The sequence below is a fragment of the Pseudomonas sp. FG6 genome (assembly GCF_057809015.1).
This window is the reverse complement of sequence record NZ_JBMDJD010000016.1, coordinates 51,142-71,884: the sequence shown is the minus strand read 5'-3', so window position 1 is coordinate 71,884 and position 20,743 is coordinate 51,142. Positions and strand designations below refer to the sequence as shown.

At 63.0% G+C, this 20,743-nt stretch carries 19 protein-coding genes; 11 read left to right on the top strand and 8 right to left on the bottom strand.

What is annotated here, in order from left to right; all coding sequences use genetic code 11:
* The first annotated feature begins 47 nt into the window (after positions 1-47).
* Both ACODSJ_RS12805 and ACODSJ_RS12800 read left to right on the top strand, forming a co-directional pair.
* The gene (locus ACODSJ_RS12805) at positions 48-953 is read left to right on the top strand and encodes an alpha/beta hydrolase (protein ID WP_489102071.1); all 906 of its coding nucleotides are present in this window, start codon (positions 48-50) and stop codon (positions 951-953) included.
* Positions 950-1,279 carry a PA3694 family proteiin gene (locus ACODSJ_RS12800; protein WP_489102070.1) on the top strand — a complete coding sequence of 110 codons (330 nt, stop codon included), beginning with the start codon at positions 950-952 and terminating at the stop codon, positions 1,277-1,279. Before ACODSJ_RS12805 ends, ACODSJ_RS12800 begins: the two co-directional genes overlap by 4 nt.
* Positions 1,280-1,497: 218 nt before the next feature.
* On the opposite strand, the gene lptF is transcribed toward ACODSJ_RS12800, so the two are convergent.
* The 3 genes from lptF to ACODSJ_RS12785 form a co-directional block, all read right to left on the bottom strand.
* Complete coding sequence (gene lptF, locus ACODSJ_RS12795) at positions 1,498-2,286, bottom strand: lipotoxin F family OmpA-related lipoprotein LptF (RefSeq protein WP_489102126.1); 789 nt, start codon at positions 2,284-2,286, stop codon at positions 1,498-1,500.
* A 50-nt stretch (positions 2,287-2,336) separates the two neighbouring features.
* Entirely contained in the window at positions 2,337-2,735 is a 399-nt protein-coding gene (locus ACODSJ_RS12790) for a DUF4398 domain-containing protein (RefSeq protein ID WP_489102069.1), read from the bottom strand.
* 319 nt (positions 2,736-3,054) lie between these two features.
* Positions 3,055-3,399, bottom strand: a complete 345-nt coding sequence (locus ACODSJ_RS12785) for a pilin assembly protein (RefSeq protein WP_489102068.1) — start codon at positions 3,397-3,399, stop codon at positions 3,055-3,057.
* 193 nt (positions 3,400-3,592) lie between these two features.
* Between ACODSJ_RS12785 and ppc the strand changes: the two genes are divergently transcribed.
* From ppc to ACODSJ_RS12755, 6 genes are all read left to right on the top strand, one after another.
* Positions 3,593-6,223, top strand: coding sequence for a phosphoenolpyruvate carboxylase (gene ppc, locus ACODSJ_RS12780; RefSeq protein ID WP_489102067.1), 2,631 nt, complete (start codon positions 3,593-3,595; stop codon positions 6,221-6,223).
* A gap of 289 nt (positions 6,224-6,512) precedes the next feature.
* The gene (gene adk, locus ACODSJ_RS12775; protein ID WP_489102066.1) at positions 6,513-7,160 is read left to right on the top strand and encodes an adenylate kinase; all 648 of its coding nucleotides are present in this window, start codon (positions 6,513-6,515) and stop codon (positions 7,158-7,160) included.
* A 93-nt stretch (positions 7,161-7,253) separates the two neighbouring features.
* On the top strand, positions 7,254-7,934 hold the full coding sequence (gene tsaB, locus ACODSJ_RS12770) for a tRNA (adenosine(37)-N6)-threonylcarbamoyltransferase complex dimerization subunit type 1 TsaB (RefSeq protein WP_489102065.1): 681 nt from the start codon (positions 7,254-7,256) through the stop codon (positions 7,932-7,934).
* Between the two features lie 321 nt (positions 7,935-8,255).
* Positions 8,256-8,564, top strand: a complete 309-nt coding sequence (locus ACODSJ_RS12765) for a hypothetical protein (RefSeq protein ID WP_489102064.1) — start codon at positions 8,256-8,258, stop codon at positions 8,562-8,564.
* Positions 8,564-9,424: a DUF72 domain-containing protein gene (locus tag ACODSJ_RS12760; protein WP_489102063.1), complete on the top strand. Its 861-nt coding sequence runs from the start codon at positions 8,564-8,566 to the stop codon at positions 9,422-9,424. Before ACODSJ_RS12765 ends, ACODSJ_RS12760 begins: the two co-directional genes overlap by 1 nt.
* A gap of 32 nt (positions 9,425-9,456) precedes the next feature.
* Positions 9,457-10,278, top strand: coding sequence for an isocitrate lyase/PEP mutase family protein (locus ACODSJ_RS12755; protein WP_489102062.1), 822 nt, complete (start codon positions 9,457-9,459; stop codon positions 10,276-10,278).
* A gap of 61 nt (positions 10,279-10,339) precedes the next feature.
* On the opposite strand, the gene ACODSJ_RS12750 is transcribed toward ACODSJ_RS12755, so the two are convergent.
* Positions 10,340-10,960, bottom strand: coding sequence for an energy transducer TonB (locus ACODSJ_RS12750; RefSeq protein WP_489102061.1), 621 nt, complete (start codon positions 10,958-10,960; stop codon positions 10,340-10,342).
* Between the two features lie 91 nt (positions 10,961-11,051).
* Between ACODSJ_RS12750 and ACODSJ_RS12745 the strand changes: the two genes are divergently transcribed.
* Positions 11,052-11,834, top strand: a complete 783-nt coding sequence (locus ACODSJ_RS12745; protein WP_489102060.1) for a class I SAM-dependent methyltransferase — start codon at positions 11,052-11,054, stop codon at positions 11,832-11,834.
* Between the two features lie 113 nt (positions 11,835-11,947).
* Here the strand turns inward: ACODSJ_RS12745 and ACODSJ_RS12740 are convergent, their stop codons facing one another.
* Entirely contained in the window at positions 11,948-12,583 is a 636-nt protein-coding gene (locus ACODSJ_RS12740) for a TetR/AcrR family transcriptional regulator (RefSeq protein WP_489102059.1), read from the bottom strand.
* A gap of 94 nt (positions 12,584-12,677) precedes the next feature.
* Here ACODSJ_RS12740 and ACODSJ_RS12735 point away from each other — a divergent pair, with 94 nt between their 5' ends.
* A complete protein-coding gene (locus ACODSJ_RS12735) occupies positions 12,678-13,778 on the top strand; it encodes an efflux RND transporter periplasmic adaptor subunit (RefSeq protein ID WP_489102058.1) in 1,101 nt (366 codons plus the stop codon).
* Between the two features lie 5 nt (positions 13,779-13,783).
* Positions 13,784-16,849 carry an efflux RND transporter permease subunit gene (locus tag ACODSJ_RS12730; RefSeq protein ID WP_489102057.1) on the top strand — a complete coding sequence of 1,022 codons (3,066 nt, stop codon included), beginning with the start codon at positions 13,784-13,786 and terminating at the stop codon, positions 16,847-16,849.
* A gap of 162 nt (positions 16,850-17,011) precedes the next feature.
* On the opposite strand, the gene ACODSJ_RS12725 is transcribed toward ACODSJ_RS12730, so the two are convergent.
* Genes ACODSJ_RS12725 through plsB form a run of 3 tightly spaced genes read right to left on the bottom strand, consistent with a single transcriptional unit; the run spans position 17,012 to position 20,687 of the window.
* Positions 17,012-17,701, bottom strand: coding sequence for a DUF4197 domain-containing protein (locus tag ACODSJ_RS12725; protein ID WP_489102056.1), 690 nt, complete (start codon positions 17,699-17,701; stop codon positions 17,012-17,014).
* Between the two features lie 33 nt (positions 17,702-17,734).
* On the bottom strand, positions 17,735-18,133 hold the full coding sequence (locus ACODSJ_RS12720) for a YbaY family lipoprotein (protein WP_489102055.1): 399 nt from the start codon (positions 18,131-18,133) through the stop codon (positions 17,735-17,737).
* Positions 18,134-18,185: 52 nt separating this feature from the next.
* Positions 18,186-20,687, bottom strand: a complete 2,502-nt coding sequence (gene plsB, locus ACODSJ_RS12715) for a glycerol-3-phosphate 1-O-acyltransferase PlsB (RefSeq protein ID WP_489102054.1) — start codon at positions 20,685-20,687, stop codon at positions 18,186-18,188.
* Positions 20,688-20,743 lie beyond the last annotated feature (56 nt).

Here is a 20,743-nt window from a genome sequence, read left to right as displayed (position 1 = left end):
CCCACAGGGAGACTGTGTTTAATTTCTGACTTGCGAGGCTTCACCGGATGCGAACCCTCGGCATCATTTTCCTGCTGCTGGCCCTCAACGGCTGCAGCGCCCTGCTGTTCTACCCCGAGCGCGGCCTGCCGTTCACCCCGGAGCGGGCGCGGCTCGAGTACCGCGACGTCACCCTGACCACCGCCGATGGCCTGAAATTGCGCGGCTGGTGGCTGCCGGTGAAACCCGGCGTAGCGGTCAAGGGCACCGTGCTGCACCTGCATGGCAACGGCGGCAACCTGGCCTGGCACCTGGGCGGGAGCTGGTGGTTGCCAGAGCAGGGATACCAGGTGTTGATGGTCGATTACCGCGGCTACGGGGTGTCCGAAGGCGAGCCGGGCCTGCCGGCGATCTACCAGGACATCGACGCGGCGTTCCAGTGGCTCGACCAGTCCCCCGAAGTCCGGGGCAAGCCGCTGGTGCTGCTCGGCCAGAGCCTCGGCGGCGCGCTGGCGGTGCATTACCTGGTGGAGCACCCGCAGCGCCAGCGCCAACTCAAGGCGCTCGTGCTCGACGGTGTGCCGGCCAGCTATCGCGAGGTCGGGCGTTTTGCCCTGAGCACCTCCTGGCTGACCTGGCCGTTCCAGGTGCCGCTGTCCTGGCTGGTACCGGACGGCGACAGCGCGATCAGTTCCATGGCGCAACTGAACGGCGTGCCGAAATTGATCTACCACAGCCTGGACGATCCCATCGTGCCGCTTTCCAACGGCATCCGTCTGTATCAAGCTGCGCCCCCGCCGCGGGTGCTGCAACTGACCCGCGGCGGGCACGTGCAGACGTTCGCCGATCCGACCTGGCGCACCGTGATGCTGCGTTACCTCGACGACCCCAGCCACTTTGACGGCCTGCGTCGCCTGGGCGAAGTCCCGAATTACCCGAAATTACCCATTGAATCACCAGAGAGTCCGCAATGAGCGAAGAACGTAACGCCATCCCCCTGATCATCACCGGCATCTGCACCATCCTCGGCACCGTTGCGGTGCTGTGGTACTACGGCTACCTGCATTTCGCCAAGCCTGAGGATGCGTTGTTGCTCAATGAGTTCACCATGCTCAAGACCATGCCCGGCGAGGACTACAAGGTCTCCCTGGAACCGGCCAGCCAGGTTGCCCAGTGCATCGACGGCGTGCTGGTGTTGTTCGACACCGAACAGAAAGGCCTGACCGGCGTACTGGTCAACGACAAGAAACGCGCGGTGCGTTGCATGGGCCAGGAAACGCCGCAGAAGCTGATGCCGTAAGCCTTCCCAGACACCACAGTTCCTTTGTGGGAGAACCCTTGTGGGAGCGAGCCTGCTCGCGATAGCGGTGCATCAGTCGATATCTGCTTTGCCTGACCCGCCGCTGTCGCGAGCAGGCTCGCTCCCACAGGGAGTGTGTTGAGCCGAAGATGTGTTTGGTCGATAAAAAGCCCCGCCTGATCGAAGTCAGGCGGGGCTTTTTGATTGCACTCGGCCGATCAGTTCGCGCTCAAGCTCGAACGCGGAGCCACTGGCTGGTTGTCGTTGGAAATGGTCACTTCCACTCGACGGTTCATGGCGCGGCCCGAGACGCTGCCGTTGTCGGCGACCGGGAACTCCTTGCCGTAACCCTGGATCACGATGCGGGCCGGATCGACGCCCATCTTCACCAGGGCAGTGCGCACGGAACTCGCGCGGCGCTCGGACAGCGACTGGTTGTAGGCGTCTGAACCGGTGCTGTCGGTGTAGCCTTCGACGATCACCTTGCGGTCCGGGTTTTCCTGGAGGAACTGCGCCAGTTTGTTCACGTTGGTGATGCCGCTGGCACGCAAGTCGGACTTGTTGGTGGCAAACAGCACGTCGCCGAAGGTCACCAGCGTACCGCGTTCGGTCTGCTTGGCGTTGAGGCTGTCTTTCAGTTGCTTGATCTGCGCGTTACGCGCGTCGAGCAGTGCCCGGGCACGTTCGTCGCCGGCGTTTTTCAGCTCGGCTTCCGCGTTGCGCAGGGCGATGGTCTGCTTGGCCACTTCGACGCGCTGGTTGGTCAGGTAGGCCAACTGATCGACCTTGGCGTCGTCTTCCTTGTCCTGGTAGGCCTTGTCGGCCTTGGCCAGGTAATCGGCGGCGTCCTTGGTTTCCAGTGCGGCGACCTTGGTGGCGGCCGGGTCAGCCTGCAGGCCGTTGTAGTGGGTGCGGGCCTGCTCCAGGTTCGCGTTCGGGTCGGTGGAGCAAGCGGCCAGCGAGACACAGGCGGCCAGCAGGGCGGGCATCATCAAATGTTTGTGCATCATAGTCTGTCGTCCTTTTATCAATGAGCAGTGGTCGCGGCGTGAACGGCTTACTGAACCTTGTTCATGCCTTCCTGACGCAATTCCTGAACCCCTTTCTGGGAATCCTTGAGGGCCTGTTCGGCCTTGGCGGCCTGGGCCTTGCGCTCGGCGACGCGGGCGTCCCACTCGGCCTGTTCGGCCAGACGCTTGGCTTCGTCGTACTTTTTGTCGTGCATGGCGATCTCGGCCTGCTTGAGCTTGTCCTGGGCCGATTTCATTTCCACCGCAGCGAATTCGGTACCGCCGGCGCTGACAGCGCTGTTTACTGCCGATTGCGTCACCGCGTACTGCTCCGAAGGTGGGTTGCCGGCGCAACCGGCCAGGATGAAGCTGCTACCGATGGCCAGGGCAGCCAATTTCAAACCGCGCAGGCCTGTGGATGAGGGGTTGGCAGTGCAGGTATTCATAGGCTTCAACTCCATTGGAAAACTCCTGAAAAACGACACATCCATGCTGGAGACCGAAGCCGTGACGTCTGTTTTGGCGCGGGCGCCAGGACACGTTCATTTAAACGGCCGTTCCAGTATGGTTACTCGGTGTGACCCGGGGCGTTTTTCAAAAGTTCAGAGAAGATGGCCATTCGCCAAAAGAATGGCTGACTGAACGGTCAGTGCCAAAAAAGGCTGAACTTTCAAGGCGTGCAGCGGTATTCCCGGCACGGGGGAGCATGCATTTTCTGGTGCGCGCGCAGGCACTGTCTCGCGTCGCTCGGCAGCGCCTACGGGATCAGTGCTTGGCTTTGTCGGTCTGCGCGCTGAGTTCGTGCAGGTGACGGCGGGACAACGCAAGGAATCGTGGCGTCGGCCCCACGTCTTCGTACAGCGGGTCGCCTTCCTCATCGGTGGCGACGACTTGCGAACCCTTGATGTAGGGGAAGCTGGCCTCCAGCTCTTCGAGGGCTGCGCCGATCAGCTCGCCCAACAGTTCTTCCGGGTGGCGCTTGGGGTACATGTCGCAGATCGCCGCCAGTCGCGCGGCAGCTTCCACGTCCAGGTGAATGGTGTAGCCAGTCTGGGTCAGGTGGCCCTTGGCGTTTTCTTCCCAATGCTGGGCAAGCTCGCGGATTTTCATGATGGCCTCGTTAAGCCTGCTCGTGGCAGGCGCGGTGAGTGGCAAGCCGTTGTGTGGCTTATCCATGAGACTAGCTTTGTCCCAGGAGGTTTAAAGACCCTTCGTCGCTTGTCATGAGCGACGGGCATCGGCACTCTCTATCTCCTGTGTCTCAACCGATCGCTGTCCGGACCTTTTTGCTGGAGAACTGCTGATGACCGATATCGATGCCCGTTTGCGCGAGGACGTCCACCTGCTCGGCGAGTTGCTGGGCAACACCATCCGCGACCAGTACGGGGACACCTTTCTCGACAAGATCGAGCAGATCCGCAAGGGCGCCAAGGCCGATCGACGCGGTTCCATGGACGCCGAGCTCAGCGCCAGCCTGGACCAGTTGAGCGAGGATGAATTGCTGCCGGTGGCCCGCGCGTTCAACCAGTTCCTCAACCTGGCGAACATCGCTGAGCAATACCAATTGATCCACCGCCGCGAAGAGTCGCAGCCCGCGCCGTTCGAGTCGCGGGTGCTACCTGAGCTGCTTGCCCGGCTGCGGGCCGAAGGCCATGGGGCCGAGACCCTGGCGCGGCAATTGGGGCGACTGGAAATCGAGCTGGTCCTCACCGCCCACCCCACGGAGGTGGCGCGGCGTACCTTGATCCAGAAATACGATGCCATCGCCGCGCAACTGGCCGCCCAGGATCATCGCGACCTGACCAGCGCCGAACGGGCGCAGATCCACGAGCGTCTGCAACGGCTGATCGCCGAGGCCTGGCACACCGAGGAAATCCGCCGTACCCGGCCGACGCCCGTGGACGAAGCCAAGTGGGGCTTCGCGGTGATCGAGCATTCGCTCTGGCAGGCCATTCCCAATTACCTGCGCAAGGCCGACCAGGCCCTGCACGCCGCCACGGGGCTGCGCCTGCCGCTGGAGGCCGCGCCGATCCGCTTTGCGTCGTGGATGGGCGGTGACCGTGACGGTAACCCGAATGTCACCGCCACGGTGACCCGTGAAGTGCTGCTGCTGGCGCGCTGGATGGCGGCGGACCTGTACCTGCGCGACATCGATCACCTGGCTGCCGAACTGTCGATGCAAAAAGCCAGCGAAGCCCTGCGCGCCCAGGCCGGCGACAGTGCCGAGCCTTACCGTGCGGTGCTCAAGCAGTTGCGTGACCGCCTGCGGGCCACGCGTAACTGGGCCCAGGCGGCCTTGAAAGCCAGCATTCCGGCGCCTGCCGATGTGTTGCAAAGCAACCGTGAACTGTTGGACCCGCTGGAGCTGTGCTACCAGTCGCTGCACGAGTGCGGCATGGGCGTGATCGCCGACGGCCCGCTGCTCGACTGCCTGCGCCGGGCAGTGACTTTCGGCTTGTTCCTCGTCCGGCTCGATGTACGCCAGGATTCTACGCGCCACAGTGCGGCCATGACGGAAATCACCGATTACCTGGGGCTGGGGCGCTATGAGGACTGGAACGAGGAGCAGCGTATCGGTTTCTTGCTGGGTGAGCTGAACAATCGGCGTCCGCTGCTGCCGGCGCATTTCAAGCCATCGGCCGATACGGCGGAAGTGCTTGCGACCTGCCGGGAAGTGGCTGCGGCGCCTGCGGCGTCCCTCGGCTCCTACGTGATTTCCATGGCGGGTGCCGCTTCCGATGTCCTCGCGGTGCAGTTGCTGTTGAAAGAGGCGGGAGTGTTGCGACCGATGCGGGTGGTGCCGCTGTTCGAAACCCTGGCCGACCTGGACAACGCTGGGCCGGTGATCGAGCGGTTGTTGCTGCTGCCGGGCTATCGTTCGCGTCTGCAAGGTCCCCAGGAAGTGATGATTGGCTACTCCGATTCGGCCAAGGACGCCGGCACCACGGCGGCGGCCTGGGCGCAGTATCGGGCCCAGGAGCGGTTGGTGGAGATTTGCCGCGAGCAGCAAGTGGAACTGTTGTTGTTCCACGGTCGTGGCGGCACCGTGGGACGCGGCGGCGGCCCGGCCCATGCGGCGATCCTGTCGCAACCGCCGGGCTCGGTGGCCGGGCGTTTCCGTACCACCGAACAGGGCGAGATGATTCGCTTCAAGTTCGGTCTTTCGGACATCGCCGAACAGAACCTCAACCTCTATCTCGCGGCGGTGCTGGAAGCCACCTTGCTGCCACCGCCGCCGCCCACGCCGCAGTGGCGACACCTGATGGACGAGCTGGCAGCCGACGGTGTGAGTGCCTATCGTGCGGTGGTCCGGGAAAACCCGGAGTTCGTCGAGTACTTCCGCCAGTCCACCCCGGAGCAGGAGCTGGGCCGCCTGCCCTTGGGCAGCCGGCCGGCCAAGCGCCGCGCCGGGGGCATCGAAAGCCTGCGGGCGATCCCGTGGATCTTTGGCTGGACCCAGACCCGCTTGATGTTGCCGGCCTGGCTCGGCTGGGAAACGGCCCTGGGCAAGGCGTTGGAGCGCGGCGAGGGCAAGTTGCTGGAGGAAATGCGCGAACAATGGCCGTTCTTCCGCACGCGCATCGACATGCTGGAGATGGTATTGGCCAAGGCTGACACCGATATCGCGCGTTCCTACGATGAGCGCCTGGTGGAGCCGGGACTGTTGCCTTTGGGTGCGCATTTACGCGACCTATTGTCGCAGGCATGCGCCGTGGTCTTGGGGTTGACCGGTCAGTCGCAGCTACTGGCACATAGCCCAGAAACCCTGGAATTCATTCGCCTGCGCAACACCTACCTCGACCCGTTGCACCTGTTGCAGGCCGAACTGCTGGCCCGTTCGCGGCAGCAGGGAGTGGCCCAGGGCAGCCCCGTAGAACAGGCGTTGCTGGTGTCTGTGGCAGGCATTGCCGCCGGTTTGCGCAACACCGGCTGACGTCGGTCGGCGAGCCGAAACGGCTCGCCCGCCATCGACAGGTAGGGTTTAACGGGGGAGAAACAGGTCGGTCAGGCGACAACCTGTTGCTTGGTTGCGACTTTCGCCACCTCATCCCAAGGTCGCGTCGGGTGGGGGTTCCTCCGACTTTCGGCGGCTTGTGTGGGTCGGGCCTGCTGTGTATCTTGAGCAGCCCTTGGCCGTTTGGGCGGCCGCGATCCAGTTTTCCGAGATTGGCCCCACGAGGCGAATCCGAGCGTTTTACATAAAAAAATTGAGGAGCACATCGATGCGCGTCATTCTGCTGGGAGCTCCCGGGGCCGGTAAAGGTACTCAGGCTAAGTTCATCACCGAAAAATTCGGTATCCCGCAAATCTCCACTGGCGACATGCTGCGTGCCGCGGTCAAGGCCGGCACCGAGCTGGGCGTCAAGGCCAAGAGCATCATGGATGCCGGCGGCCTGGTGTCGGATGACCTGATCATCGCCCTGGTCAAGGATCGCATCGCTCAAGCCGACTGCGCCAATGGCTTCCTGTTCGACGGTTTCCCTCGCACCATTCCCCAGGCCGAAGCCCTGGTGACCGCTGGTGTGGAGCTGGACCATGTAGTCGAGATCGCGGTCGACGACGAAGAGATCGTCCAGCGTATCGCCGGCCGTCGCGTGCACGAGGCTTCCGGCCGCGTCTACCACATCGTCTACAACCCACCGAAGGTCGCCGGCAAGGACGACGTCAGTGGTGAAGAGCTGGTGCAGCGCAAGGACGACACGGAAGAAACCGTGCGTCATCGCCTGTCGGTCTACCATTCCCAGACCAAGCCTTTGGTGGCGTTCTACCAGAACCTGTCGGCTGCCCAAGGCAAGCCCAAGTACAGCCACATCCCGGGCGTTGGCTCGGTCGATGCGATCACCGGCAAGGTGCTCGAAGCGTTGAGCTGAAAAGCCCGACCTGTTGCATGAACTACGGCCCGCTTGCGGGCCGTAGTTGTTTATACTGGCGCACTTTTTTCCACTTGATCTACGGACACACCGATGAGCACCTTGCTGGCCCTGGACACCGCAACCGAAGCTTGCTCCGTTGCCTTGCTGCACAACGGCAAGGTTACGAGCCATTACGAGGTGATCCCGCGCCTGCATGCCCAGAAACTGCTGCCGATGATCCAGCAGCTGCTGAGCGACGCCGGGACAACCTTGCAGGCGGTGGAGGCGATCGCCTTTGGCCGTGGGCCGGGCGCGTTCACGGGCGTGCGTATCGCCATCGGCGTGGTGCAGGGGTTGGCGTTTGCGCTGGAGCGTCCGGTGCTGCCGGTGTCCAACCTGGCGGTGCTGGCCCAGCGCGCGTTGCGTGAGCACGGTGCCCGTCAGGTCGCGGCGGCCATCGATGCGCGCATGGACGAGGTGTACTGGGGCTGCTACCGCGAAACCGATGGCGAGATGCGCCTGGTGGGCGCTGAAGCGGTATTGCCACCTGAAGCGGCGGCATTGCCGGGCGATGCCAGCGGTGATTGGTTTGGCGCCGGTACCGGTTGGGGCTACGGCGAGCGCATCGGCGTCAACCTCGTCGGCCAGGACGCCTCGATGCTGCCTCATGCCGAAGATTTGCTCACCCTGGCACGTTTTGCCTGGGCCCGTGGCGAAGCCATCCCGGCCGACCAGGCACAACCGGTGTACCTGCGGGACAAAGTGGCGACGCCCAAGTCTGAGCGATCCTGACCCAATCTCAAGTGGGCAGCATTGTGGCGAGGGAGCTTGCTCCCGCTGGGTTGCGAAGCAGCCCTAAGATCTGCCTCCGAGGTCTTCCTGATTGACCGCATTCTGCTTGCTTGGGGCTGCTGTGCAGCCCAGCGGGAGCAAGCTCCCTCGCCACAACGGCAGTGGATTTCCGCTTAAAAGTCACAGCCATTATCACCAGTCGTCATATTTTCACCCCGTTTTTAAACCTTTTTGACTTTATGTGTTCTAGTTAGCACTTGTGCATTTGCGCGGCTGTAAAAGTGCCGCTAAATTGCCACTATCGATACCGAGCATTTTGTCATGCGTATAGACGGCTTTTCATCCCAGTCCTACCCCATCAAGCGCAAGCCGCGTACAGGCAAGGTCGCTGAGCCCGAGTCGTTCGACGACATCGATGGCGAATGGGAGGCCCCGTCGGAGGAGCAATTGGCTGCCCGCGCTGCCAAGGCTTCTGCGCAACGCCTGAGCAATCTTCCCGCCCGCCAGCAAGACATGCTTTACCACCGAGCCATGACCCGCAGTGTGTCCACCGCGCTGGCCAGCTACCTGAGCACCGCCGGTTTTGTCGATTGGGACATGGAAGTGCTGGGGCTCGACCTCTACATCTGATGGCGTTGCCTTATTACTTGGGCTGTCCGTCCTGGAGCGAACCCGCCTGGCGTGATTATCTGTATCCCCAGGAAGCCAAAAGCTCAGACTTCCTCAGTCTGTATTCCCAAGTCTTCAACGCGGTGGAAGGCAATACGACCTTCTACGCCAGCCCGTCTGCGACGGTCGTGCAGCGTTGGGCCGAGACCATGCCCGCGCACTTTCGCTTCACTGCCAAGCTACCTGGTGACATCAGTCACAACGGTGATCTGCGCGAACAACTGACGGCCACCGAAACCTTCGTGCAACTGCTCAGCCCCTTGGGCGCGCGCGTCGCGCCGTTCTGGTTGCAACTGTCCAAGGCGTTCACCCCGCAGCGACTGCCCGAGCTGGCGGCCTTCATCGATGCCTTTGAGCGCCCCTTGGCCGTAGAGGTACGCCACGACGAGTTCTTCGCCAAGGGCGAGGCCGAGCGCCGCCTTAATCGGTTGTTGCTCGATCGTGGAGTCGAGCGCATCTGTCTCGACCCGCGGGCATTGTTCAGTTGCACCTCGACCGAGCCTTCCGTGCTTCACGCCCAATCGAAAAAACCGCGGGTGCCGCCCCGGCCGACGGCGTTTACCCAGGCCCCGCAGGTCCGTTTCATCGGCCATCCGGTGCTGGAAGCCAACGAGCCGTTCCTCACGCCCTGGGTGGAGAAAGTTGCCGGCTGGATCGAAGAGGGGCGCACGCCGTATGTCTTCCTGCACACCGCCGACAACTTGCTGGCGGCGAAGCTCGCGCAGCATTTTCACCGCCGATTGATGAGCCGATTGCCTGGCTTGCCGGCGCTGCCTGAGCTATATAGAGAGCCCGCCGTCGAGCAACTGGGTTTGCTCTGAGGCACAACCCTTCTTTGCTCAGGAGCGATTTCATGGATGCGCAAACCCGTCGAGCGCAGGCGTTCAAGGCCTTGCACGAACGTGAGGGGGTTTTTGTCATTCCCAACCCGTGGGATGCCGGTTCAGCCAAAATGCTCGCCAGCCTGGGCTTCGAGGCCCTGGCGACCACCAGTGCCGGCCATGCTTTTTCCCTGGGGCGATCTGATGGGGCCTTGGGCCTGGATGACACCTTGGCCAATGTCCGGGCCATTGTGGCGGCCACTGACCTGCCGGTGGCCGTCGACCTGGAAAATGGTTTCGCCGATGCGCCCGAGGACTGCGCCCGTAACCTGCTCCGTGCCGCAGAGGCCGGCGCGGTAGGTGGCTCGATCGAAGACGCCACCGGGCGTGAAGCCAGCCCGATCTATTGCTTCGACCACGCCGTGGCGCGGGTCAAGGCCGCCGCCGATGCCGTGCGCACGTTGCCGTATCCGTTCCTGCTGACTGCCCGGGCGGAAAACTTCCTGCACGGCAATCCCGACCTGGACGACACCATTCGCCGCCTGAAAGCCTTCGCGGACGCCGGCGCCGATGTGCTCTACGCGCCGGGGTTGAGCACGGCCGGGCAAGTGCTGGCGGTGGTGCAGGCCGTGGCGCCGAAACCAGTGAACGTGTTGATGTCCGGGGCGCTGGACCTGAGCGTCGCGCAGTTGAGCGAGTTGGGCGTCAAGCGCATCAGTGTCGGCTCGGCCCTGGCCCTGGCGGCGTATGGCGAGTTCTTCCGCGCCGCCGAGGAAATCCAGGGGCAGGGCACGTTCACCTTCACTCGCCGCTCAATGCCGTTCAAGCAGGCCAATCAACTGTTCAAGGGGTAATGCCCGAGGCGTTTTCGTGCAGGGAATGCACTGGACATCGCTGGGTTTTGCCCGGCCGATATCAGGCGGCGATGCGCAGGTTCTGCAGCACGATCGGGCGTGCCCAGCGGGTGTCGAAATCCAATTGTTTCTGCTGTGCCACCAGTTCTTCGTGTGGGAACGGCGGGAACGGCTTGTCCAGCAGGTCCAGTTCGAGCTCGGCGATAGGCAGGTGCAATGGGCGCGGTTGTGGCGCTGGGCCTGGCTCCGGCAGCGGCTGGCCGGCGGTGAGGACGATGGGACGAACCCAATGGCTTTCGAAGTTCTGCTGTTTCTGCTGGGCCGTGATTTCTTCAGGCGGGAAGGGTGGGAAAGGCTTGTCGAGCAAGTCGAGTTCGAATTCGGCGATCGGCAGGAACAGCGGCTCAGGCGGTTTGACCTGGGTTTCGGTGACGTCGCACGTGCGCTGGCTGACGATGTGGTCCAGCAGTTCGGCGCCGAGGGTCGGTTCAACAGCCTCATCGAGCGGCACTGGCTGGTAGCTGCCAGGCGCTGGCGCGTTTTCACCCAGTTGATCGGCCAGTGCCCGGGCAAAGAAATCCTGCCACAGGTGACTGACGCCGCTCAGCGCCTGGGTGTTGCGCAGGCTGTAATCGCCGTAGGGGGAGATCACGCCTATCAATGGGGATTGAATGTCTGACATTTTTCTCGGTCGACGCTCAGCTCTGGCAAAATGCCGTTCACCGTTGTTATCGGCCGTTTTTGTCGATCCTTAATTTTTTGAGCGTGTTTTCATGAGTGAGCAACCTGCGGCCTGCCGCATCCATGTCGAGGCCTTGGCCCCGGCTTTCCAGGCACAGGCCGAACACTGGGCCGAACGGCTTGGCTTGCCGATGCAAGTGGACGACGGCGAATTTGCCTTGCAGGTGGGTGAGCAAGGGCTGCAATTGCAGCAACTGGGGCCGGACGCGCCGGGGCCGGTACGGGTCGACTTCGTCGAGGGCGGGGCAGCGCATCGGCGTTTGTATGGCGGTGGCAGCGGGCAGATGATCGCCAAGGCGGTGGGGATCGCTCAGGGCGTGCGGCCGCAGGTGCTGGATGCCACGGCCGGGTTGGGCAAGGACGCGTTCGTGCTGGCCAGCCTGGGCTGCGAAATGACCCTGATCGAGCGCCAGCCGCTGATTGGCGCGCTGCTGGAAGATGGCTTGGCCCGTGGCGCGGAAGATTTCGACGTGGCACCGATCGTGGCGCGCATGCGTTTACTCAGGGGCAATGCCATCGAGGTGATGCGCCAGTGGGAAGGCGAGCCGCCCCAGGTGATCTATCTCGACCCGATGTTTCCTCACCGTGAGAAAACCGCCCTGGTGAAGAAGGAAATGCGCCTGTTCCGCCCCCTGGTGGGCGATGATCCGGACGCCGCGCAACTGTTGGCCGCCGCCCTGGCGCTGGCGACTCACCGAGTGGTGGTCAAGCGCCCGCGCAAGGCCCCGTGCATCGAAGGGCCGAAGCCCAGCCATGGGCTCGAAGGCAAATCCAGCCGGTATGACATCTACCCGAAGAAAGCGCTCAAGCCCTGAGACCGAATTGTTCTCATTCGCGAGCAGGCTCGCTCCCACAATGGATTGGCGTCGTTCATGGAACCTGTGGGAGCGAGCCTGCTCGCGATGAGGTCGGCCCAGGCACCGAAAATCTAAGACCTGTAAGCCCGCATGAACAACCCCACCACCTCCTGCACATGGGTCTCGGCCGCTTCGGGCGGCAGCGGCGGGGCGCAGCCATACAGCAAGCGGAAGTTCGCCGCGCCCTTGATCAGGCAGAAAAAGTGCTCGGCGGCATGGAGTGGCTTGTCGATGTCCAATGCGCCGCTCTGATTGACCTTGCCCAACAGTCGCTCCATGCCTGACAGCATTCGCTGCGGGCCGGCCTCGTAGAAGATCGTCGAGAGTTTCGGGTCCTGGCTGCCCAGGGCCATGATCAAGCGATGCAGGTTCACCGACTCTTCGCTGTTGACCAGTTGATGAAAGCCCCTGGCGATGTTCAACAGTACCTGTTCGATCGGGACGCCATCAGGCCACTCGAAGAAAAGCGGCGGCACCTGTTCCTCGCATTTGGCGATCACGGCTGCGGAAAACAACGTCTCCTTGTCGTTGAAGTGGCTGTAGACCGTCAGCTTCGAGACCCCGGCCTCGGTGGCGACGGCGTCCATGCTGGTATTGGCGTAGCCCAGGCTGATGAACAGGCGCTTTGCCGCGTCGAGAATGGCCTGGCGCTTGGCCAGATCCTTTGGACGACCCGGCCCGCCGGGAGGTGTTGGATTGTTCGACATTTGTTGACTTTAATACTGGACTGGTGAGTTTGCTATTAATAACATACCCGCCAGTATAATTATTCCAAGCGTCCTTAGCGAAAGGTCTCTCGTCATGTTCCGCTATGCCCTGCCCCTCGCCTTGCCAGTCAGCCTGGCTTTTTTATTGTCTGCGTGCGGTCATGACGAACCTGCGGCCGTCACCGTACGTCCCGCCATGGTCGTGAAGCCAGAGCCTTCGACCCAGGCGATGGACAGTTATCCCGGTGAAGTTCGCGCCCGCTTCGAGCCGGACCTGGCCTTTCGCATTGGCGGCAAGGTGAGTCGACGGCTCGTCGAAGAGGGCCAGCGGGTCAAGGCCAACCAGCCGCTGGCCGAGCTCGATCCCGAGGATGTGCGCCTGCAACTGGAAGCCAGTCGCGCCCAGGTCGCCGCCGCCGAGGCCAACCTGAACCTGGTGCGTGCCGAGCGTGATCGCTATAAAACCCTGATGGAGCGGCAGATGGTCAGCCGTTCGCAGTACGACAACGCCGAAAACCTGTATCGCTCCGGCGCGGCGCGGCTCAAGCAGATCAAGGCTGAGTTCGACGTAGCCAGCAACCAGGCCAGCTACTCGGTGTTGCGTGCCCCCCAGGATGGCGTGGTCGCGCGACGCTCGGTTGAGGTCGGGCAAGTGGTGTCTGCCGGGCAAACGGTGTTTACCCTGGCCACCGACGGCGAGCGGGAAGTGCTGATCAGCCTGCCGGAACAGAGTATCGGCCGCTTCAAGATCGGCCAGCCCGTTTCGGTGGAGCTTTGGAGTCAGCCCGATCGGCGTTTCAATGGCCACATTCGCGAACTTTCGCCGGCCGCCGACCCCAAATCGCGCACCTTTGCCGCTCGCGTGGCCTTCACCGCCGCCAGCGTTCCGGCTGAGCTGGGCCAGAGCGCCCGGGTGTTTATCCAGGTCGCCGACAAGGTGCCGCTGTCGGTGCCGCTTTCTGCCCTCACCGCCGAGAATGGTGCCACCTACGTGTGGGTAGTCAACGCCAATAACACGCTGAAAAAGGTCCCGGTGCGGGTCGGTGCCTTCGGCGAGAAGACCGTTCCAGTGCTCGAAGGCCTGGGCCCCGATGACTGGGTCGTGGCCGCCGGTGTGCATGTGCTCCTCGACGGCCAGCAAGTGCGGCCGGTGGACCGCTCCAACCGCGTGGTCAACCTGACGGCCAAGGAGTAGTCCCGATGGGTTTCAACCTTTCCGAATGGGCGTTGCGCAACCGCCAGATCGTACTGTTCCTGATGCTGTTGCTGGCCATGGTCGGCGCGCTTTCCTACACCAAGCTGGGTCAGAGTGAAGACCCGCCGTTCACGTTCAAGGCCATGGTGATCACCACCAACTGGCCAGGGGCGACGGCCGAGGAAGTTTCCCGGCAGGTCACCGAGCGCATCGAAAAGAAACTGATGGAAACCGGCGATTACGAGCGGATCGTCTCGTTTTCCCGTCCGGGTGAATCCCAAGTGACGTTCATGGCCCGTGACTCCCTGCATTCGGCGCAGATTCCCGAGCTTTGGTACCAGATCCGCAAAAAGGTCGGTGACATCCACCACACCTTGCCGCCGGGTATCCAGGGGCCGTTCTTCAACGATGAATTCGGCACCACCTTCGGCAACATCTACGCACTGACCGGTGAGGGCTTCGACTACGCCGTGCTCAAGGACTACGCTGATCGCGTCCAGATCCAACTGCAACGGGTCAAGGACGTGGGCAAGGTCGACCTGCTCGGCTTGCAGGACGAGAAGATCTGGATCGAGCTGTCGAACGTCAAGCTGGCCACCCTGGGGCTGCCCCTGGCGGCGGTCCAGCAAGCCCTTGAGGAGCAAAATGCGGTATCGACCGCAGGCTTCTTCGAAACCGGCAGCGAGCGCCTGCAGCTGCGGGTCTCGGGTAACTTTCGGAGCGTGGAAGAAATCCGCGACTTCCCGATTCGTGTCGCTGACCGGACGTTCCGCATCAGCGATGTGGCCGATGTCCGGCGTGGCTTCAACGAGCCGCCGGCGCCACGCATGCGCTTCATGGGCGAAGACGCCATTGGCCTGGCCGTGGCGATGAAAGAAGGGGGCGACATCCTGGTCCTGGGCAAGGCCCTGGAAGTGGAGTTTTCCCGTATCCAGGACACGTTGCCGGCCGGCATGCAGCTGCGCAAGGTGTCGGACCAACCGGCGGCCGTGAAGACGGGCGTGGGTGAATTCGTCCAGGTGCTGGTGGAGGCGCTGACGATCGTCCTGCTGGTGAGCTTCTTCTCCCTCGGGCTGCGCACCGGCATGGTGGTGGCCCTGGCGATCCCGCTGGTGCTGGCGATGACCTTCGCCGCGATGTATTACCTGGGCATCGGCTTGCACAAGATTTCCCTGGGGGCGCTGGTGCTGGCGCTGGGGCTTCTGGTGGACGACGCGATCATTGCGGTAGAGATGATGGCGATCAAGATGGAGCAGGGCTTCGACCGCATCAAGGCAGCCAGTTTCGCCTGGACCAGCACGGCGTTCCCGATGCTCACCGGTACATTGATTACCGCCGCGGGCTTTCTGCCAATCGCCACCGCGCAATCGGGCACTGGCGAATACACCCGTTCGATTTTCCAAGTGGTGACGCTCGCGCTGTTGGCGTCCTGGGTGGCTGCCGTGGTGTTCGTTCCGTATCTGGGGGAGAAACTCCTACCGGATCTGGCGAAAATTCACGCAGCCAAACATGGCACGACTGACGGTCAGACCGACCCTTACGGCACGCCGTTTTATCAACGGGTGCGGCGGATGGTGGAGTGGTGCGTACGTCGCCGCAAGACCGTCATCGCGCTGACGGTGCTGGTGTTCGTGGGCTCGGTGGTGCTGTTCCGCTTCGTGCCGCAGCAGTTCTTCCCGGCATCCGGACGGCTGGAACTGATGGTCGACCTGAAGCTGGAGGAGGGCGCTTCGCTGACCAACACCGCCGAACAGGTCAAGCGCTTGGAAGCGCTGCTCAAGGACCATGTGGGCATCGACAATTATGTGGCCTACGTCGGCACCGGTTCGCCGCGTTTCTATCTGCCGCTGGATCAACAACTGCCGGCACCCAGTTTTGCCCAGTTCGTTGTGCTGGCCAAGACCATCGAAGACCGTGAACCGCTGCGCAGTTGGCTGATCAGCACGCTGAACGAGCAATTCCCGACCCTGCGCTCGCGGGTCACACGCCTGGAAAACGGCCCCCCGGTGGGTTACCCGGTGCAGTTTCGCGTAACCGGCGAGCACATCGAGGAAGTCCGGGCGCTGGCGCGCAAGGTGGCGGCGAAGGTCCGCGAGAACCCCTACGTGACCAATGTGCACCTGGATTGGGAAGAACCGAGCAAGGTGGTGTACCTCAATATCGACCAGGACCGGGCGCGGGCCTTGGGCGTGAGCACCGCCCGTCTGGCGAGTTTCCTGCGCAGCTCCCTGACCGGTTCCAGCGTCAGCCAGTACCGGGAAGACAACGAGCTGATCGAGATCCTGTTGCGCGGCACGGTGCAGGAACGCACTGACCTGTCCGGCTTGCCGAGCCTGGCAGTACCCACCGACAACGGCCAGAGCGTGGCGCTGTCGCAGATCGCGACGCTGGAGTATGGCTTCGAAGAAGGTGTGATCTGGCACCGCAATCGCCTGCCGAGTGTGACCGTGCGGGCCGACATCTACGGCAAGGAGCAACCGGCGACGCTGGTGCAGCAGATCTTCCCGACCCTGGAGCCTATTCGCGCCGAATTGCCGGACGGCTATCTGCTGGAAGTGGGCGGTACGGTCGAAGATTCGACCCGGGGTCAGAAATCGGTGAACGCCGGCGTGCCGTTGTTCATCGTCGTGGTGCTGACGTTGCTGATGGTGCAGCTGCGCAGTTTCTCGCGCACGGCCATGGTGTTCCTCACCGCGCCCCTGGGGCTGATCGGTGTCACGCTGTTCCTGCTGGTGTTCCGCCAACCGTTCGGCTTCGTCGCCATGCTTGGCACCATTGCGCTGTCGGGGATGATCATGCGCAACTCGGTGATCCTGGTGGATCAGATCGAACAGGACATCAAGGCGGGACTGGCGCCCTGGCAGGCGATCATCGAAGCGACGGTGCGGCGCTTCCGCCCGATCGTGCTGACGGCCCTGGCAGCCGTGCTGGCGATGATCCCGCTGTCGCGCAGCCTGTTCTTCGGCCCGATGGCCGTGGCGATCATGGGCGGACTGATCGTGGCGACGGCGCTGACGCTGTTGTTCCTGCCGGCGTTGTATGCGGCGTGGTTCAGGGTCAAGAAAACCTGATCAACAGCTGCACACCAGACCTGTGACGAGGGAGCTTGCTCCCGCTGGGCCGCGCAGCGGCCCCAAGCTTTTGCGGTTGCTGAGCCCGAGGCGTCGGACCGACCGAGCGGGAGCAAGCTCCCTCGCCACAGTGGTTTGTGGTCTGTGGTTCGTCGTTGAGGCTTAGAGGCTGCCGAAGACCTTCTTCGCCAAGCTCGTCGCCGCCGCTGCCGGGTTCTTGCGGATGGCGGCTTCCTGCTTGCCAATCATTTCGAACAGACCGTCGAGCGCTTGTTCGGTCACGTAGTTCTCGATGTTGGCGCTCTTGGCATCCAGCACGCCGAACGTGGCGGCCTGGCCGGCGAAGGCGTTGTATTGCTGGGCCAGGCCGACCTTGTCGGTGGCTTGCTTGACGATAGGCAGGAACTTGACGCGGATCTGCTCGCGGCTGCTCTTGTTCAGGTATTGGGTGGCCGAGTCGTTACCGCCGCTCAGGATGCCCTTGGCGTCGTCCACGCTCATGTTCTTCACCGCGTTGACCAGGATCGGCTGGGCCTGCACCACGGCGGCTTCGGCGGCCTGGTTCATGCTGGTTTCCAGCTGATCGACCTGGTCGCCCATGCCGAAGGCCTTCATCTTGCTGGCGACCTTGCCGAGTTTGCCCGGCAATTCGATCTTCACATCCGGGTTGTTGCTGAAACCGCCGGGCGTGCCCAGCTGCTTGACGGCCACTTGCGCCCCTTGGGTCAGTGCATCCTTAAGGCCACCCGTGGCGTCCGTCTGCGAGAGATCGCCGAGAGACAAGGCCATGGCGTTGGCGCAGATCAGCAGGCCCGCGCACAGGCCGGTGAAGCGGAGGGTTGAGCGGAACATGATGGCGTCCTTGAATACAGTTGGAAAAAGGAATCAGCGTGCGGCGTTGACGCGGATCTTCAGTGGCTGCGGATCCTTGCCATCGAGTTGCACGGCGTGTTGTTCGGTGGTGATGAACATCAATTGGCCGTCCACTTCGATACGGGCACTCACGGCATAGCGATGACCAGGCTTGACCTGCGCCGGATCATAGCTGAGGTGGAACGGCAGTGGGACCTGGCCTTTGACCGGGCCGCTCTGCTCATCGAGTACCGTTGCCGGCGCATCGGCCAGGGAAACGTCCTGCAGGCTCACGCTCAGGGTGGTGCCCGGTGGCAGGGCGATGCGCTGCAGGTAGAACACCTCGCCGTCGAGGCTGTGCTTGCCCGCCAGCGGCGCGCTGGAGCAGGCGCTGAGCAGCGCGGTCGCGCAGAGGAGAAGAAACTTTTTCATGATGCCTTTCCTTGTTGAAGGGCGCCGCAGAACGACACGGCGCCAGTGGGAATCAGTCCTGGGCCGCCGGGGCGATCTGCTCCGCCGCGTCTTCATTGCGCTGCAGCGCGACCTGGCGAATCGACAGGCGAATCTCCGCCGGCAATACCCGCTTGGCCGCACCTTCGGCCAGTTCGCCCAGCATTGGGTGATAGCTTAGCTTGCCGGCTTCGTCCCGGCGCAGTACGTCGAGGTCCAGCATCGTCTGGATGAAGTGGCGGAACAGGCTCTTGTCGAAGAATTCCGGCGCATTCAGGCCATGCAGGATCGACAGGCGCTGGGCCATCATGGTGCAGAGATCTTCCAGCTCCTCGGCACTGATGCTGTTCTGGCCACTGTTGAGCAGCAGCGAAACGGTCATGTAGAAGCGTTGCAGGGTCTGGGCGATGCTTTTCGACAGCAGGGTCAGCAGCACGAAGTGCCGCGAGCTCGGGGCCGGGCGCAGGTACACGTGGTCCTCGAAACGCAGCAGGCCCTGCTCGACGAACGCTTCGAGCCACTGGTCGACCACCGCGTCCAGCGCCTCCAGCGACCAGCGAATGAACAGCTCCGATTGCAGGTACGGGTACAGGGCGCGAGTGTAGCGCAGGATCTGCTCGCGGCTCATGCGCGAGCTGCTCTGGAAGAAGCTCGCCAGCAAGGCCGGCAAGGCAAAGATGTGCAGGACGTTGTTGCGGTAGTACGTCATCAGCACCGCGTTCTGTTCGTCCAGGTACAGGATCTTGCCCAAGGCGTCGTTCTGTTCCGACAACAGGTCCATGCCCTTCACGTGTTCGATCAGCGCTCGGCCATCGCCTTCGGGCAACGTGGTATGCGGTGAGTAGGGCACCTTGCGCAGCAGCGCCAGGTACAGGTCCAGTACGCGCGCCATGGCCTGGTCGTCCAGGGCCAGGCGGCTGGTGGAGAGCAAGGCCAGGGCGACAAGGTTGACTGGGTTGATGGCCGCGGCTTCGTTCAGGTGGCAGGCGACGCGCTCGCCGAGGCGGTGGGTGGTCGCGTTGAGCCAGGCCGGCTTGAATTGCGGCCCCAGTTCCTGTTGGCGCCAACCCGGTTGCTCGCCGTCGAGGAACTCTGCCAGTTTGATCGGCTCGCCGAAGTTCACCGCCACCTGGCCGAAACGCTGCTTGAGGGCGCCGATGACCTTGAAGATGTCGAAGATCGACTCTTTCTTCTTGCTGGCGCCGCGCAATTCACCCAGGTAGGTGCGACCTTCCAGCACTCGTTCATAGCCGATGTAGACCGGCACGAAGACGATGGGCATGCGTGATGAGCGCAGGAAGCTGCGCAGGGTGATGGCGAGCATACCGGTCTTGGGTTGCAGCATGCGCCCGGTGCGCGAACGGCCGCCCTCGACGAAGTACTCCACCGGGAAACCCTTGGTGAACAGCGTGTGCAGGTATTCGTTGAACACGGCGGTGTAGAGCGGGTTGCCCTTGAAGGTGCGACGCATGAAGAACGCCCCGCCACGGCGCAGCAGGCCGCCGATCACCGGCATGTTGAGGTTGATCCCGGCGGCGATGTGCGGTGGCGTCAGGCCGTTGCGAAACAGCAGGTACGACAGCAGCAGGTAGTCGATATGGCTGCGGTGGCACGGCACGTAGATGACTTCGTGGCCTTGGGCGACGTTCTGCACATTCTCGATGTGGTTGACCTTGATGCCGTCGTAGATCTTGTTCCAGAACCAGCTCAGCACCACTTCCAGGAAACGGATCGCGGTGTAGGTGTAGTCCGAGGCGATCTCGTTGCCGTAGCGCAGGGCCTGGGCCTTGGCTTTTTCCGCAGAGATCTTTTCCCGCTCGGCTTCTTCGGCAATCGCCTGGCGGACCAGTGGCTGGTTCAGCAGGCCCTTGACCAGGTTGCGCCGGTGGGAAATGTCGGGGCCGATGACGGCCGCCTTCAAATTGCGAAAGTGCATCCGCAGGATCCGCTGGGCCATGCGCACGGTGCGTTCGTGGCCCTTGTCGTGCTCGATCAGTTCACGCACGTGGATCGGCGCGGAGAACTGCACGCGGGTCTTGCGCCCCAGGATCATGATGCTCAACAGGCGGCGCAGACGCCCGGTGACCGCCCAGCTGTCGGCGAACAACAGTTTCCACGGGCTGGATTCACTGTCGGGCGACTGGCCCCAGAACACACTGACCGGGATGATCTGCGCGTCTTCGGCCGCGTTGTGGGTGAGGGTATCGACCAGTCGTTTCAGGGTGGGCGGTGCGCCACGCTTGTCCTGGCGCCCGAGCCAGTCCGGTGCCGGCGTCAGGTAGAAAAACGCTGCTGGCTCCAGCAGGTGACCCGCCAAAACCGGCAACACCGGACGAGGCAGGCCTGCCTTGGTGCATTCGCGGTCGAGCACCGCCAGGTCTGTGAGCGACGGATCTTGCAGGACGTAGAACACCGGGCGGCTGCGGTCCAGGTTGAGGGTCAGGGACGACTGGTTGATCGTCTCGGAGCGAACCCACAGGTACAGCAGGCGGCGCAGGGTGCCAAACACAAGGCGGCGGAACGGGGAGCGGGTCATACGGTTTCTGCATGAGTGAGTGAAATCGAGCGGCTGCCCGAAAGGTCGCCAGTGTG